General features: G+C 44.6%; 10 protein-coding genes. 7 read left to right on the forward strand and 3 right to left on the reverse strand.

The features are described 5' to 3' along the window. The first annotated feature begins 75 nt into the window (after positions 1–75). The 6 genes from QUB68_RS00255 to QUB68_RS00280 all read left to right on the forward strand — a co-directional run bounded on the left by QUB68_RS00255 (position 76) and on the right by QUB68_RS00280 (position 13,431). Positions 76–2,622, forward strand: a complete 2,547-nt coding sequence (locus QUB68_RS00255; protein WP_332988265.1) for an ATP-binding protein — start codon at positions 76–78, stop codon at positions 2,620–2,622. Positions 2,623–2,873: 251 nt separating this feature from the next. Next, positions 2,874–4,337, forward strand: coding sequence for a CIA30 family protein (locus tag QUB68_RS00260; RefSeq protein ID WP_332988267.1), 1,464 nt, complete (start codon positions 2,874–2,876; stop codon positions 4,335–4,337). A 189-nt stretch (positions 4,338–4,526) separates the two neighbouring features. Then, the gene (locus tag QUB68_RS00265) at positions 4,527–5,405 is read left to right on the forward strand and encodes a carbohydrate ABC transporter permease (protein WP_332988269.1); all 879 of its coding nucleotides are present in this window, start codon (positions 4,527–4,529) and stop codon (positions 5,403–5,405) included. Then, complete coding sequence (locus QUB68_RS00270) at positions 5,398–5,607, forward strand: hypothetical protein (protein WP_332988272.1); 210 nt, start codon at positions 5,398–5,400, stop codon at positions 5,605–5,607. The genes QUB68_RS00265 and QUB68_RS00270 overlap by 8 nt, the downstream gene beginning before the upstream one ends. Positions 5,608–5,777: 170 nt before the next feature. Next, on the forward strand, positions 5,778–11,930 hold the full coding sequence (locus QUB68_RS00275) for a hybrid sensor histidine kinase/response regulator (protein WP_332988274.1): 6,153 nt from the start codon (positions 5,778–5,780) through the stop codon (positions 11,928–11,930). A 4-nt stretch (positions 11,931–11,934) separates the two neighbouring features. Then, complete coding sequence (locus QUB68_RS00280) at positions 11,935–13,431, forward strand: hybrid sensor histidine kinase/response regulator (protein ID WP_332988275.1); 1,497 nt, start codon at positions 11,935–11,937, stop codon at positions 13,429–13,431. Positions 13,432–13,485: 54 nt separating this feature from the next. Here QUB68_RS00280 and QUB68_RS00285 read toward each other — a convergent pair whose 3' ends face one another. Further along, entirely contained in the window at positions 13,486–13,911 is a 426-nt protein-coding gene (locus tag QUB68_RS00285; RefSeq protein WP_332988276.1) for a DUF6335 family protein, read from the reverse strand. Between the two features lie 386 nt (positions 13,912–14,297). Next, positions 14,298–14,504, reverse strand: coding sequence for a hypothetical protein (locus QUB68_RS00290; RefSeq protein ID WP_332988277.1), 207 nt, complete (start codon positions 14,502–14,504; stop codon positions 14,298–14,300). A 165-nt stretch (positions 14,505–14,669) separates the two neighbouring features. Between QUB68_RS00290 and QUB68_RS00295 the strand changes: the two genes are divergently transcribed. After that, complete coding sequence (locus QUB68_RS00295; RefSeq protein WP_332988279.1) at positions 14,670–15,083, forward strand: peptide chain release factor 1; 414 nt, start codon at positions 14,670–14,672, stop codon at positions 15,081–15,083. A 357-nt stretch (positions 15,084–15,440) separates the two neighbouring features. On the opposite strand, the gene QUB68_RS00300 is transcribed toward QUB68_RS00295, so the two are convergent. Continuing rightward, the gene (locus tag QUB68_RS00300; RefSeq protein WP_332988281.1) at positions 15,441–16,952 is read right to left on the reverse strand and encodes a hydroxysqualene dehydroxylase; all 1,512 of its coding nucleotides are present in this window, start codon (positions 16,950–16,952) and stop codon (positions 15,441–15,443) included. Between the last annotated feature and the right edge of the window lie 177 nt (positions 16,953–17,129).

Raw genomic sequence — 17,129 nt, forward strand, 5'->3', positions numbered from 1 at the left:
TTGACAAGCCAATTTGAGCTCAAAGCTAAAATCGATAGAACCCAAAGAGAAATTTTACAGCGGAAAACAGAGACAATGAATCGACAAATCACAATCCCAGCACTCGAAGAAGTTGACTTGACCAACTGCGACAGAGAACCCATTCACATATCAGGGCAGATTCAGCCGCACGGGGTGCTCCTTGTTGTACGAGAACCTCAACTAGAAATACTGCAAGTCAGTGAAAATACGCAAGATTTGTTAGGCTTCGATGCCAAAAGTGCGATCGGTCAAGATTTAAGCTTATTACTCGATCGCACTCAGCTAGAAAAACTCAAAGCCTGTTTGCAGAATGAAAACTTAAAAACCGTCAATCCCATTAAACTGTCTGTCGAAAAAGCAGGCAAGTCTTTAGAATTTGACTGCATCCTCCACCGAGGAGAAGGAGTTTTGATGGTAGAGTTAGAATTAGCCACCACCCAAGAAAATCTTTCAGTTTTTAGCTTTTATCATTCAGTGAGAGCCACTGTCACCCAAATTCAAAGCGCCAAAAATCTCAAGGAATTATGTCAGCAGACTGTAGAAGAAGTCAGGAGAATCTCTGGATTTGATAGAGTTATGGTCTATCAATTTGACCCAGAAGGCAATGGCGCTATAATCGCTGAAGACAAAGCAGAAAGCCTGAGTCCTTTCTTAGGATTAAACTACCCCAGCACAGATATTCCCAAACAAGCCAGAAAACTGTATTCGTTGAATTGGCTGAGGTTAGTACCAGATATTAATTATCAACCAGTCCCCCTCGTTTCAGCAAACAATGCTATTACCAACCAGCCCGTAGACCTCAGTTTCAGCGTGTTGAGAAGCGTTTCTCCCATTCACCTAGAATACCTGCAAAATATGGGCGTTGCAGCTTCGATGTCAATCTCGTTAATAAAAGATCAAAAACTGTGGGGATTGATTGCTTGCCACAACTATACACCAAAATACCTCAACTATGAAGTGCGCGCAGCCTGCGAATTTATCGGGCAAGTAATGTCCTTAGAACTGCAATCCAAAGAAGGAAACGAAGACTACGACTACAAGCTACACTTAAAATCAATTCAAACCAAGATTTTTGAAGACATATCAACCTCCGAAAACTTGTCAGAAGTGTTAGTGAAATGCCAGCATAATTTGCTGGAAGCAGTCAACGCCCAAGGCGCAGCAATAGTATTTGGAGACAATTGCTATCGAGTCGGGCAAACACCTCGCGGAGAATCGCTCAAATACTTAACTAAGTGGGTGCAAAAACACTTAAACAAAGAAATATTTTATACAGACTCTTTGACCAAGTTTTTTCCAGAAGCTGAGGAATTTAAAGACACGGCCAGCGGGTGTTTGGCAATCGCAATATCGCCGACTCAACAAATATATGTTTTGTGGTTTCGCCCGGAAGTCATTAAGACCGTAAATTGGGCGGGAAACCCCAACAAACCAGTTGAAATAGATGAAGATGGCAGCCAGAGACTGTCTCCTCGGAAATCCTTCGAGCTGTGGAAAGAAAATGTGAGGTGTAAATCGTTGCCTTGGAAACAATGCGAAATAGAGGCTGCATTGGAACTGAAAAAAGCCATGATTAATATCGTGCTGCGCCAAGCCGAAAAACTCGAAAAATTAAATACAGCACTAGAAGCATCAGTCGCCAGAGAACGGGAAAAAGCTGCTCATTTAAAAACAGCTATGTCCGAGCTTCAGCGGACGCAAACTCAATTGGTGCAAAGCGAAAGAATGTCAAGTTTGGGACAGTTGGTGGCGGCGGTAGCCTATGAAGTCACTAACCCGATTAACTTCATCTACGGAAATCTGAGCTATGCCAACGAATACAGTGAAAAACTCATCAATTTATTGCAGCTTTATGAGCAGCACTATCCGTCGCCTTTGCCAGAAATTCAAGCAGAAACAGAAGCAGCAGAATTAGAGTTTCTAGTTGAAGATTTACCGAAGTTGCTAGGTTCAATGAAAGTAGGAGCTAACCGCATCCGCGAAATAGTTCAGTCGCTGCGAAACTTCTCTAGAATTGACGAAGCAGAGATTAAACCAGTTGACATTCATGACGGATTGGACAGCGCTTTGCTGATTTTGAGCAACCGACTCAAACCGAAGCCCGTGAAGCAAAGCTATCCCGTAGGGAATCGCCCGGTAATTCATCTCATCAAAGAATACGGCTCTCTGCCATTGGTTGAGTGTTACGCAGTTCAAATCAACCAAGTATTTATGAATGTACTGACAAATGCAATTGATGCTCTAGAAGATGCCTTTCTCCACAAAAACTTATCGCTGCACTCCGGAGCCGAAGCAGAGCCAGCCAAGAGCGGACAAATTCGGATTGTGACAGAAGTTTGTCCGGGAGAAAAAGCCGTAGCAATTCGGATCGAGGACAACGGTTGGGGGATGGAAGAAACAGTTCGCCAAAAAATATTTGAGCCGTTTTTTAGCACAAAAGCAGTGGGAAAAGGTGCGGGAATAGGTTTGGCGATTTGTCACGAAATTGTGGTGGAACAACACGGCGGCAAATTGAGCTGCATTTCCGCCCCCGGAGAGGGAACAAAGTTGATTATTGAAATTCCCTTGAGCCAAACTCATCTCAAACCCATTGTCAAGTGAAAAAAAGTCCGTTCATCGCTCAAATTCAAAAATCGAAAATTCGATTAAAATACAAAAGCAGCTAAATAGTAAGTCAATACGGTTCAGTTAAGCCAGATCCCCCCTAGCCCCCCTTAAAAAGGGGGGGACAAGAACTCCATCAAAGTCCCCCTTGCTTTCGGGGGATTTAGGGGGATCTCCGGGGAATAAATAGTGTGAACCTAAGCGTATTGAATAGTAAATAGATTTAAGCCAACTCTGAGGAACCAACTGTGACTGAAAAAAAAACCGCCCAATGGGATGCCGGCAGATTTGTCAAAACCTTGGCTTATTTCGGCGTCATTCCCTTCATTGGCAGCATTAGCTGGCTGCAACAATTGTTCGGAAGCAGCAGCAACATTAAAAAAGACAAACCCAAACTAATATTAGTAGCTGGTGCCACCGGTGGTGTGGGGAAGCGAGTTGTCAAGCGGCTGCAACAGCGGGGATATCAAGTCCGCTGTCTTGTTAGAGATACCAAAAGAGCAACGGAAATTCTGGGCAAAAATGTTGAATTAGTCGAGGGAGATATCACTGTCGCCGAGACGCTAACGCCCTTAGTAACCGAGGGCGTAGAAGCAGTTATCTGTTGCACCGGCACGAAAGTTCAACCAGTAGAAGGAGACACCCCAACCAGGGAAAAATACTATCAAGGCATCAAGTTTTATATGCCGGAAGTTGTGGATGTTCCCGAAATAGTGGAATACAAAGGCTTGAATAATTTAGTGCAAGCTGTTCGCAGCCAGCTAATTAAAGCAGGCGAAAAATTCATTTTTGATTTCACAAAACCCAGCCAAGATTTAAAAGAAACTTGGGGTGCCCTCGATGATGTTGTGATGGGCGGGACTAGCGAAAGTTCGATCGCACTTACGGACAATACAGCTATATTCACAGGCAATGTTTCCACCGCAAACTCCGGTGGCTTTGCTTCCGTGCGGACTCGCAACTTCGATTCTCCGCTCAATCTCACAGGATTTAGCGGCCTCCAACTGCGCGTCAAAGGGGACGGTAAGCGCTACAAGTTGATCGTGCGTAGCGAGGCTAAATGGGATGGTATTGGCTATTGCTATTCTTTTGATACTGTTTACAATACCTGGATTACGATCGCAGTTCCCTTCGATAAGTTGATTCCCGTATTCCGCGCGAAAACTGTGAAAGAAGGCTCGAAATTTGATGCCAGCAGTATTTATTCTTTTCAGTTAATGCTGAGCAAGTTTGAATATGATGGCGCGCTAAATCCGAAATTTACACCGGGTGTTTTTCAACTGGAATTAGAATCTGTGAAAGCTGATGGTGGGCAGACTTTGCCGCGATTTGTGATGGTGAGTTCGGCTGGAGTTACTCGCCCGGGCCGCCCTGGACTTATTTTGGAAGATGAACCGCCGGCTGTCAGGATGAATGATATGTTGGGGGGAATTTTGACTTGGAAGTTGAAAGGGGAGGATTGCGTGCGATCGAGCGGCATACCTTATACTGTTGTCAGACCTTGTGCTTTGACCGAAGAAGCGGGCGGCAAAGCTTTGATATTCGAGCAAGGAGACAATATTCGGGGTAAAGTTAGTCGGGAAGATATTGCTGAGTTGTGCGTGCAAGCCTTGGAACAACCGCAAGCTTCTAAGGTGACATTTGAGGTGAAAGAGGGGGAAAATGGTAGTCCTCCCGGAGATTGGCAGGGTTTGTTCTCTGGCGTTAAATAACAATTGTTTGTAGGCGTCGAAGTCTAGATCCCCCCTAACCCCCCTTAATAAGGGGGGGACAAGAAATGTTTTCAAGGACTCAGCGCCGGTGCGCCGAAGAGCACCCTACAAATGCGAGTTTTTGAGTAGGGTAAGGTGCGCCGAAGAGCACCCGGAGGACTAATTACCAATTACCAATTACTAATTATTATGTCTTTTAGTTTTGTTCGCCGCTATTCGACGCCTTATTTGTTTTTGTTTCCGGCTTTATTTATTTTGAGTTTGACTGTTTTGTGGCCGGCTTTGCAGGCTTTTTATTTGAGTTTTACCAGTTACGAATATGACTTGACGCAAGCGCCGCAGTGGGTGGGGTTGAAGAATTTTGAGCGGTTGTGGAGCGATCGCACATTTTGGCAAACTTTGACCAATACGCTGCTGTATCTCACCTGTGTTGTGCCTGTATTGGTTGTTATACCGTTGGGAATGGCAATTTTGTGCAATCAAAAGCTGCGGGGGATGAACTGGTTCCGCGCAGCATATTACACGCCTGCGGTGATTTCGATGGTTGTCGCTGGGATTGCTTGGAAGTGGCTGTTTGCTGAGACTGGATTGCTGAATCAGTTGGGAGAATTGTTGGGTTTACCTCCGGTTTCTTGGCTGGCTAATCCGAAGGTGGCACTGTTTAGCGTCATGGCAGTTACTATCTGGAAAGGATTGGGTTATTACATGGTAATTTATTTGGCAGGGCTGCAATCTATTCCGGCAGAACTTTATGAGGCGGCTGCGATTGATGGTTCGGAAGGTTTGCGGAAACATTGGGATATTACTGTGCCGCTGATGAAGCCTTATTTGGTTTTGGTGGCGGTGATTTCGGCTATTTCTGCTACTAAGGTTTTTGAAGAAGTTTATATTATGACTCAGGGCGGGCCTCGCAATAGTTCTAAGACAGTTGTTTATTATCTTTATGAACGGGCTTTTAAGGATTTGGAAATTGGTTATGCTTGTACGATCGGGCTGGTGTTGTTTTTGCTGATTTTGGGTTTGTCGATTTTGCAAGTTAGCCTTCAGGGTTTAACCCGCAATGATTGAGAAGGAAGAAGGAAGAAGGAAGAAGGAAGAAGGAAGAAGGAAGAAGGAAGAAGATAAGAAGATAAGACGGCGGTTTCAACCGCCCGTTTTTCAACCCGCGGAGGCGGGTTTTGTTTGTGTAGACGCGGTTTCAACCGCCGAGTCAAATCTAGCACATTATATCTACGCAATATTACGCAAGTGCGATCGACTTAAAGATTAAGCTAAATAGCTAATGACAAAGCTGTGGGCTTTAGACTAAGGTTGGGTATATCTCACGAGTTTGGCCGATCGCCCGATCGATCACTCCTTCAACACAGGCGATCGACTTCCGCCCACAGCACAACTTTTGCAAATTTGCTACAAACCCTTTAAATTCAACTTTCTTAAACTATGATTTCCCTAACAGGCTATCAAATCACCGAACAAATTTACTCTGGTGTCAATACTGTAATTTATCGGGGAATCTGGCAAAAACACAACCTGCCAGTCATCGTCAAAACCCTAAAAAGCGAGTATCCAACTCTGGAAGAGATTACCCGCTTGAGACACGAGTATAAAATCCGCAAAAATTTGAGAAATCTCGAATATATTGTCAATTGCTACCGCATCGAAACTCATCAAAATGGTGTATCGCTGACATTAGAAGACTTTGGTGGCTTGGCTTTATCTAGTTTTTTAACATCAACAAAAATCAACTTAACACAATTTCTCGAAATTGCCGTGCAGCTAGCGCAAAGTTTGGGTAAGATTCATCAAAATCAAATAATTCACAAAGATATAAAACCGCACAATATCATCATCAATCCAGAAACCTATCAGGTTAAAATTACAGACTTCAGCATCTCGTCGCGATTGGTTCGAGAAAACGCAACTTCCAGCTATCCCAATTTGCTGGAAGGTACGTTAGCTTATATTTCGCCGGAACAAACTGGTAGAATGAATCGGGCGATCGACTATCGCAGCGATTTTTACTCGTTAGGTGTCACTTTTTACGAGATGCTGACTGGTGAATTGCCATTTAGTGCGATCGACCCTTTAGAATTAGTTCACTGTCACATCGCTAAAATCGCCCCCGCGCCCCGCAGTTTGCAGCCCGAAATTCCCGAAGCAATCTCTGCTATCGTGATGAAGTTGTTGGCTAAGACGGCGGAAGACAGGTATCAAAGCGCTGATGGGCTGAGGTTTGACCTCGAAACTTGTCTCGCACAACTACAAGCTACTGGTAATATATCTGATTTTACTGCCGGAAATGCCGATCGAGCCGGTCAACTCCTCATCCCCCAAAAACTCTACGGTAGAGAAACCGAAGTCGCCGCTTTACTGGCAGCATTTAACCGAATTAGCGGCGTAGAACCCCCCCAACCCCCCCTTGCTAAGGGGGGACTTCAAGAAATTTCTTCACCCTCCTTAACCAGCAAAACAGGCGGAGTCGAAATGATCCTGGTTTCCGGTTACTCCGGCATCGGCAAATCCTGCTTAGTAAATGAAGTTCAAAAACCCATAGTTCGGCAGCGCGGCTATTTCATCTCCGGTAAATTTGACCAATTCAAGCGCAACATTCCCTACGCTTCCCTGATTCAAGCATTCCAGTCATTAATTCGGCAGTTACTAACAGAAAGCGCAGCATCTATCCAGACTTGGAAAGATAAATTGCTAGCCACTTTGGGAAGCAGCGGGAAAGTTGTCACAGACGTGATTCCCGAAGTCGAACTAATTATTGGAAAACAGCCAGAAGTCCCACAATTAGGGCCGACAGAATCGCAAAACCGATTTAATTTGGTGTTTAAACAATTCATTAGCGTGTTTACCGCCAAGGAACACCCGCTGGTGCTTTTTCTCGACGATTTACAGTGGGCAGATTCGGCATCGCTGAAATTAATTGAACTGCTAGTGACGGATTTAGAAAGCAAATATTTGCTGCTAATTGGAGCCTATCGAGATAACGAAGTCAGCGCCACCCATCCGCTGATTCAAACTATCGAAAATATCCAAAAAGCTGGAGTAGGACTTCCCGAAAAAATCAGCAATATTGTTCTCGCTCCATTAGAATTGAGTCATGTTGAACTGTTAATATCCGAAACTTTAACCAGCACAATTTCAGAAAAAGTCAAACTTTTAGCAGAGCTACTTTTCAACAAAACCCAAGGAAATCCCTTCTTTTTAACTCAGTTACTCAGAACTCTTTATCAAGAAAATTTGTTAGTTTACGATTTTCCATCCTGTGCGTGGCAGTGGGATCTCGGCCACATCCAAGCCATTGGGATTACTGACTGCAATGTCGTAGAGTTAATCGCTAGAAATATTCGGAAGTTGCCTGTTTCGGCGCAGTCAGCATTACAATTGGCTGCCTGTATTGGCAACCAGTTTAATTTAGAAGTCCTGGCAATTGTCAGCGAACAATCTCAGAAAGAAACAGCATTAAGTCTCTGGGATGCTCTTCAGGCAGGTCTAGTTTTGCCGCTGAGCAACGATTACAAAATTCCCCTGGTTTTTGAGGGTTCGGAAACGGGGCTGTCCGGGCTGCAAGATGTCAAGGTTAGTTACAAGTTTTTGCACGATAGAGTGCAGCAAGCAGCTTATTCTTTGATTCCCGATGGCGAGAAACAAGCAACGCACGTCAAAATCGGTCAACTGCTGCTCAATAATACTCCCGCTTCGGAGATTGAAGAAAATGTCTTTGATATTGTCAATCAACTGAATTTCGGTGTTGAATTAATCGCTGAAAAAGCCGAAAAATATGAACTGGCAAAACTGAATCTGATTGCTGGTAAAAAAGCTAAAGCATCCAATGCTTACGAAGCGGCTGTCAGATATTTGAATGTCGGTTTAAAACTCATTAACTCCCCTCAGTCCCCTGTTAGTATGGGGTCTAGTTGGGAGACTGATTATGACTTGACGCTTAACCTGCACGTAGAAGCAGCGGAGGCGGAATATCTCAATACTAACTTTGGGCGATCGCAAGAATTAGCAGATATCGTGTTACAACAAGCTACAAACCTGCTCGACAAAGTTAAGGTTTACGAACTGCAAATCCAGTCTTATATATCTCAAAACCAGATGCCAAAAGCCATCGATACTGGTTTAAAAGCTTTGGAAATATTGGGATTTTCCCTATCAGAAATCCCGCCAGAGGGTTTGGCTGGAATTAAGTTACCTCAGCTTGAGGAAATAGAAAACATTCCGGTAATGACTGATGCCTATCAGTTGGCAGCAATGCGGATACTCTCGGTTATTCTTACTCCTGCTTTTGTGGCAAAACCAGAACTCTTGCCGCCGATCGTATTCACAATGGTTGATTTTTCTATTGAACGCGGTCATTCAGCACTTGGGGCAATTGGCTATAGTTGGTACGGCTTGCTGCTGATTGGGATATTAGGAGAGATAGACGCTGGATATCATTCTGGACAACTAGCTTTGAAGCTATTAGACCAATTCAATGCTAAACAACTTAAATCCAAAGTTTACACTATGTTTAACAGTTTTATCCGGCACTGGAGAGAACACGGCCGGGAGACAATTGCACCCTTAATAGAGAGCATTCAAAGCGGCCTCGAAACTGGAGACTTAGAATTTAGTAGTTATTCTGCTTTCAACAGTTGTTCTTATCCATTTTTGATCGGAGAACCGCTAGAAAACGTAGCCGAAAAACAAGTTCAATACTTCAATTTGGGACAGAATCTAAAACAAGAAGTTTCGCTGGTATTGCTGGGCATTTGGGGGCAGCTTGTTTTAAATTTGCGAGGAATATCCGCAAATAAATCTCAATTGATAGGCGATCAATTTAATGAAGAAGAAATGTTGCCTCGGCTGCAAATAACTAATAATCGTATGTCAACTTTTAATGTTTATTTTGCTAAAATGCTGCTTGCTTACTTATTTAAAAAGCCCGAAGAATCAGTTACTAGCGCATCTTTAGCTGCCGAATATGCACAAGCAGCAATTGGCTTCATGATGATCGGTACGCACAATTTTTACTATTCGCTGGCACTGCTTGCTGTGTATCCAACTGCTGACAGTGCAGAACAAGAAAAACACTTGATGCAGGTAGCAGCAAATCAGGAAAGAATGCAGAAATGGGCGCACCATGCACCAATGAATTATCAGCACAAATATGAGTTGGTTGAGGCTGAAAAAGCGCGGGTGTTGGGAGATAAAGACCGGGCGATCGATTATTACGATCGCGCAATCCAACATTCCCGCGAACAGGGATACATTCAGGAAGAGGCTTTGGCTAATGAATTAGCCGCTGAGTTTTACCTGTTGGCGGGCCGGGAAAAGGTGGCTAAGGTTTACATGACGGATGCTTACTACGGGTATATCCGCTGGGGTGCGAATGCTAAGGTTGCTGATTTGGAAGAACGCTATCCGCAGTTAATTGTACGGATGCCAGAAAGCGATATTTTAACAAGTAGCAGCCCGACTCTGACTGTAACTTCTGCAACTGTTACTGAGAGTCACAAAGCTTTGGATTTCGCTACTGTGATCAAAGCATCTCTGGCTATTTCTGGCGAAATTGTCCTCGATGCTTTGCTGCAAAAATTGATGCAGATTGTGCTGGAAAATGCGGGTGCTCAAACTGGTTGTCTGATTGCGCCTAAAAACGGTGAATTTGTCATTGAAGCTGCGGGAGAGGTGGACGGCGATGTGCGGGTGCTCTCCGGCGCGGGCTTGGATTGTGCGTATCCGCGATCGCTAATCAATTTTGTCGATCGCACTCACGAAGATATTGTCCTGCACGATGCCCGCAACGAGGCTATTTTCAACACTGACCCCTACATCGCCACACACCAGCCCAAATCGGTGTTATGCGTGGCGATCGTCTATCAAGGCAAATTAACCGCGATCCTTTATTTGGAAAACAATTTGATAACGGGTGCTTTTACGCCCCAACGATTGGAAGTTTTGAAGCTGCTTTCTTCCCAAGCTGCGATCGCCCTGGAAAATGCCCGCCTTTACGCTAACTTAGCAACTGCCAACCAACAATTAGCAGAATACAACTTTACCCTAGAAGCAAAAGTTAAAGAGCGCACCCAAGAATTACACGAAAAAAATACACTCCTTTCCGAAGAAATTCAAGAACGCCAAAAAGCCGAAGCCGCCGCCCGAGATGCCAGTCGCGCCAAAAGTGAATTTTTAGCTAACATGAGCCACGAATTGCGAACCCCCCTCAACGGCATTTTAGGTTACGCTCAAATCTTTAAGCGCGACAAGCATTTGACCTCGCAACAACAGGATGGAATTCGCGTTATTCACCGCTGCGGCGAACACTTGCTCGCTTTAATCGAGGATATTTTAGACCTTTCTAAAATCGAGGCTAGGAGAATGGAACTCGTGCCGACAGAGTTTGATTTTCCCGATTTCATGCAAGGCATAACTGCCATTTGTAGCATCCGGGCTGGTCAAAAAAACATAGCTTTTAATTGCGAATATCTTTCGTCTCTCCCCACTGCAATCTTGGCTGATGAAAAGAAGTTGCGCCAAATTTTGATTAATTTAATTGGCAATGCTGTGAAGTTTACTGAAAGAGGTGGGGTTACTTTTAAGGTTTCCGCAGTGGATTGTGCCAGGGATGGAACCCGGACTGAAGTCCTTACTACGAACGTGAGGATTCGGTTTCAAGTTGAAGATACAGGAATCGGTATCGCTGCTGATGAATTGCCAAAGATATTTGCACCTTTTGAACAGGTGGGGAATACCCGCCGCCATACTGAAGGAACAGGCTTGGGATTAGCGATTAGCCACCAATTAGTGGAGATTATGGGCAGCGAATTACAAGTAGAAAGCACTTTAGGCAGAGGTAGCATTTTCTGGTTTGAGTTGGAGTTGCTAGCAGTTGACAGCCCACAGACAAATAAAAAGTATTCCGAAAAATTTATCAAAGGTTTCAAGGGTACTAAGAAAAAACTTTTGGTGGCGGACGATATGCGGGAAAATCGCTCGGTTTTAATTCATCTGCTGCAACCGTTAGGTTTTGAAATAATTGAGGCTGTTGATGGTCAAGATTGTTTGAATAAAGCCCAGGAATTTCAACCGGATTGTATCTTGATTGATTTGGTGATGCCGGTGATGGACGGATTTGAAGCGATGCGACAAATTCGCAAGTTGCCCCAATTGCAAAATGTGGTGGCCATCGGCACTTCTGCTAGCATTATGGAAACGGAAAAGCAGGGAAGTTTAGCAGCAGGATGCAATGCTTTTCTGCCAAAACCGATCCGGGCTGAGGAACTTTTAAATTGCTTACAAGTCCATTTGGAGTTAGAATGGATTTACGAGGAGTTGCTGGATGAGAATGCTGAATCTAAAGTTTCCGATAACCAATCTCAAATTCAGCATCAAGAAATAATCGCTCCAGAGGGAGAGGAAATAGCTATACTTTTTGAATTAGCGATGATGGGTGACTTAGGAGGAATTCAAAAACAAGCAGAAAAATTGGTAATAATGGATGCAAGATATGTCTCTTTCGCCAGCCATCTGAATCAATTAGCTAAAAATTTTGAAGAAGAAAAGATTCTAGAATTCGTAGAACAATACAGGAATCAGTGAAAATATGAGCATTTTACCTTGGGAAGAGAGCGTTATCTTGATCGTCGATGATAACCCAAATAATTTGGCAGTGCTGTTTGATTTTTTGACGGCATCGGGGTTTAAAGTGTTGGTGGCGCGGACGGGCGAGAGCGCTATCAAAAAAGCTGAATACTCGCCGCCGGATTTGATTTTGCTGGACGTATTGATGCCGGGAATTGATGGGTTTGAAACTTGCAGGCTTTTGAAGGCTGGCGATTTGACCAAAGAAATTCCGGTGATTTTTATGACGGCGCTGGATGAGACGGAAGATAAGGTGAAAGGCTTTAGTTTGGGGGCTGTTGATTATGTTACTAAGCCGATTCAAAATGAAGAAGTTTTAGCTCGCGCTAAGGCGCATTTGAGCATCCGCAAGTTGACTCAAAAACTTCAGGAGCAAAATGTCCAGATGCAGCAGGAAATTGTCGATCGCAAACAAGCTCAAATTAACCTGGAACAACTGGCTGCTGAGTTGGAAAAACGGGTAGAATGGCGCACTGTTCAACTTTCTCAAGCCAACCAGCAGCTACAGGAAGAGGTGAACCAGAGGCAGCAAATACAGGAGAATTTGCAGAAGTCTCTACACGATCTCCAGCAGGCTCAATCGATGTTAATTCAAAGCGAAAAAATGTCGGCTTTGGGGCAAATGGTGGCGGGAATTGCTCACGAAATTAACAATCCGGTGAATTTTATCTGCGGTAATCTCAATTATGTTCGCGATTATGCTGAAGATCTGCTCAAGGTGCTCAATCTTTATCAACAGCACTATCCCGATCCCGCACCGGAAATAACATCAACAGCAGAAGCGGTGGATTTAGAATTTATCAAGGAAGATTTACTGAAAATGCTAGACTCGATGCGGGTAGGTGGCGATCGCATTCGCGATATAATTCTGTCTCTGCGGTATTTTTCGCGGCAAGAAGGGCGGGAAATGCAGCCGACTAATATTCATGAAGGTATTGACAGCACGCTGATGATTTTGCAAAATCGGCTGAAATTTAAGGCGAACCGTCCCGCGATTGAGGTGATTAAAGAGTACGCTCCCGATTTGAAAAATGTAGAGTGCTGCGGCGGGGAGATTAATCAGGTATTTATGAATATTTTAGCTAATGCGATCGATGCGATCGAAGAATCCAGCAGTCAAAAAACTTTCGAGGAAATTCAAGCAAATCCCTACCAGATTCGGATTTGTACGAAAGTCAGCAACGTCAACACGGCAATTATTAGAATTTCTGACAGCGGGCTGGGAATCAGTGAGGAATTGTGCGATCGTATTTTTGACCCGTTTTTTACGACAAAGCCGATCGGCAAAGGTACGGGAATCGGGTTGTCAATTAGCTGGCACATTGTCACAGAAAAGCACGGTGGAAGTTTGCAGTGTTGTTCGACACCCGGCCAAGGTACCGAATTTGCGATCGAACTGCCAATTAGACAAAAATTGCGAGAAATGGCGGTCTCCGGTTCCAAACTTGGAGGCCGCTAATTATTCGTGTCAACTTAAGACTAAAAAATTACTCCAAAACTCTAACAAATAAACCTATAAATCCGGCTGTTCCTGATGATCTTCCGCAGAACTAGGGTCTAATTCCCACCGATCTTCATCTCGGCGATCGAGCATATCTGCGGTGTGCAAAATAGCTCCGTCGGCCATTTCTATGCCCGCCGCAGCTCCGAGTTCATCAACCATATCTTGGTCGGGAGTTGGAGCGCTTCCCCCCACCAATTCCTCGCCAGTGGCACTTTCTTGTTCCGCCGCAGCAACCTCGCCATCGTCGCCGCTGATTTGGGAACTGGTAGAACCGTATTCCGAACTGCTGTCATCCAGGGTTGTGATGTCGTCTTCGCTCAATCCCGGTTGAGTGATGACGCCAGTGCCGTAAGATTCAGTGATTTCTTGAGGCAAATCGCCCGAATTATCGCGTTCTTCTGTTGCTTTTTCTGCTCGTTTCTTTGGCTGTGCCACGATGTTTTCTCCTGAGTTTTTTTAATTTAATTCAATTAAATACTTCGGAATTTAGCTATTGGCTTTAGCTGAACACGGTTCAATTAAAACTGTTTAGTCCTCGGAGATCCCCCTAAATCCCCCTTAAAAAGGGGGACGCAAGAGCAAATTCTTGTTCCCCCCTTTTTAAGGGGGGCTAGGGGGGATCAGGCTTATCCCAAGCGTATTGGGCTTTAGCTGAATTGTTATTGATTGCCAATGGCTGTAATTAAGTGGCATAATAACTGCTATTTAAGCTTTCAGCTTCTATCCCAAGAAATATATTGATTTTGATCAGCTATTTAATTGGGAATACAAAAAGCATCGCCCTTTCATAAGGGCGATGCTTTTTCAAAAGAACGGTAATTTTATTCGGGGAAATCAGGGATGATCCACTTGGGAGGTTCCCTGCGTTTCTTTCTCACCGCTTCCTCGGCTATTTCTAGCATTTTGTCGAGAGAAGTATTTTCAATAAAGTTTGACGTTGCCGCCGCATATTCCCGCTTCGGGCACTTGTCGCCCAAAACGCAGCCGTTGACACAAGCTACAGCACAATCGACAGTGTTCTCCACCATAACTTTTTTCCTTTCACGGTTCCAACAACTAGCAGGCAGATGCTCTGGGCGAATTTGTCAAGAGACTGCCCTCTCTGTTCATTTTACTTGACAAACTGGCATCAAATGTCGATCGCCCGGACAAAACTGTTATAAAATCAAAGCAACCTACCTAATTTGCCGATTATGAGCAATTTTCTGCGCCGCTTAAAACTTTTACCCTGGCGAGAAATGCTGCAAATTGCTGCCCTCGTCAACTCAATCGTGATGGGAGTGGAGCTATTTTTAGCCTGGGGTTTCACGCAATCGCGGGTAATCCGCAACATCCTGACGCTTCTCTACAGCCCCTCCCTGGGACTCTTGATACCTTTCGCCGCCGCAGTGGGGATGGGAGCTTTAGCAGTGTACTTTTTAGAGTATTGGCAGCAACAATATTTACTCAATCGGACTAATTTGTGGGTTTTAGTTTTGTGCGTGCTCTTCGGTTTGGTATTAAAGTCATTTTTGCCCGTACCTGCTTTGTTAGCAAGTTTATCAGAAGCTGCGCTAATAGGAATTACTGTGGGAGTTTTTTGGAAGGGCCGGCCTTATTGGCGATAGTTTTTAGTCAGTAGTCAGTAGTCAGTAGTCATTGTAGGGTGCGTAAGGGTTGAATGTCTTGAGTATAAATTAATAATTTTTGCCCTGACGCACCCTACGATTAGTTACTATTTATGCCCCGGATATCCCCCTAAATCCCCCAAAAGCAAGGGGGACTTTGAGAGCTTTCTTGTCCCCCCCTTTTTAAGGGATATCTGTCTTAAGTGAACCGTATTGCGCTATGAGTGATTGTAGGGTGCGTCAGGGTTGAATGTCTTGAGTATAAATTAATAATTTTTGCCCTGACGCACCCTACGATTAGTTACTTATTCCATCCGTTACATCCGTTACACAATCCGTTGCCGAACTTCCTTCTGATTATGGCAGCCAAAAATCGGGAAGCAAAGTCTTAGTCAAACCGCGAGCAAACTGATTAATCTGTCTCCCGATTTGAATGTGCGGTTCATCAGCCTCAACGGGAATAATTGCCGCTTTCTTGCCGATTCCGAAACGAGAAACTACCAAATTAGCCGCCTCCAAACCAGTAACATAAGCCTTTTCCTGCGACCAAGAACCGTGACGGGTAACAACCCAATCGCCGCTCATAAATACATTATCATAACTTGTTACCGCAGGCAACAAATACTGATAACTTCCCGGTGCAAAATGCGTCACCGCCCGCGACAAGCGAATCGCGCTGCTGTCAATCACCTTAGCATCCCGAAAAGCGGGAATGCAAGTCGCTAAATCTCGCTGAACTAGGGAAACAATTTCCTCATCTTTTAGGGGAATTAATTGATTGGCGTGATAAAAGTCAGCTTCGACAACTGTTCCCGGTTCGTCGCGGAACTCGTCGTGCAAAGCATTCAAATCAAAAAATGTCCATCCAGTAGTTGAGCTAAATCCAAAACAGGCATTGGAAGGCAGCGGAATGTCAATTTTTCTGTCAAACCACAGGCGAACAGCTAGCACGTCAACAGCGCCCAAATTCATCGCGTCCCGAAATTCTTGGCGGCTTTGCAAAGCTGGGCTGCTGCTGATAATTTTTTGCATTCCCGTGACACCAACTGCAAAAATAACTGCATCTGCATCGAAGGTTTCGTCGCCGCAGACAACGCCCGTCGCTCGGTTGTTGCTGTCAATAATTAAATCAGTAACTCGCCGATTTGTCAATACTTTTGCGCCGAGTTTTTCCAGGCGCTCCACCCACGGGCGAAAGATTTTTTCTCCGACTGTGCCGCGACACCAAACTACATCAAAATCCGCTTGGTGTGCTAGAATGAAATAATAAAGCATTCCCAAAGCTGCGGCGGCAGAACATTGTTCTCCTGGTGCAAATAAACCTACTAATAACATTGGCTCAAAAGCATCGCGGTACAGCCTTGCAGAAACGCCAAACTGTTTGAACAACTCGCGGGCTGTAACGCGATCGTACCGGCGCCAAGCTGCGTCGGAATTGTCGAAATCTAGGACGGCGTAGAGTAAGGGTAAGGCTGACAGGCGATCGACTAATGGCAGTCTTTTAAATCGGGTGTACAGAAAGGTTCCTAACGGTGTGGGAAGTCGTGGTTCGTCCTGAAAAATGGGCGATTCGACTTCCAATCCGGCGGGGGAATACTGACAAGAACGAGTCCAAGGTGTGAATGGATCGAGTCCTAATTGCTTGACCAATGAAAAAATGTTTTTGTAGGGATACCAGAAGCCATGAATGCCTGCTTCTACGGAACGCCCGCCAGCGGTTTTCCACCCCGCGACTAAGCCTCCCGGCTGAGGGCCTGCTTCTAACAAAGTTACGTCATAGCCTTGCTGGGCTAGGTGATAGGTGGCGCCTAAACCGGCCCATCCGGCACCGACTATGACTATTTTGGGGGTTGGCGATTTTGCTGACATTGCGTACCTCTTGATTCTTTGTTAATCATGACATAATTGATAAAATAAAGTGAGATGCGAGATAAATTTTCTTAAGGTTAGACTGGTTTTTTTGAGGGCGAGAGCTGTTATATTAAAACGTTAAGGTGAGTTTTTTCCATGATTGAAAGCTAAGTAAAATACACAAAGTGAACGGGT

The organism is Microcoleus sp. A006_D1 (genome assembly GCF_036702805.1).
In the GTDB taxonomy this organism is placed as follows: Bacteria; Cyanobacteriota; Cyanobacteriia; order Cyanobacteriales; family Microcoleaceae; genus Microcoleus.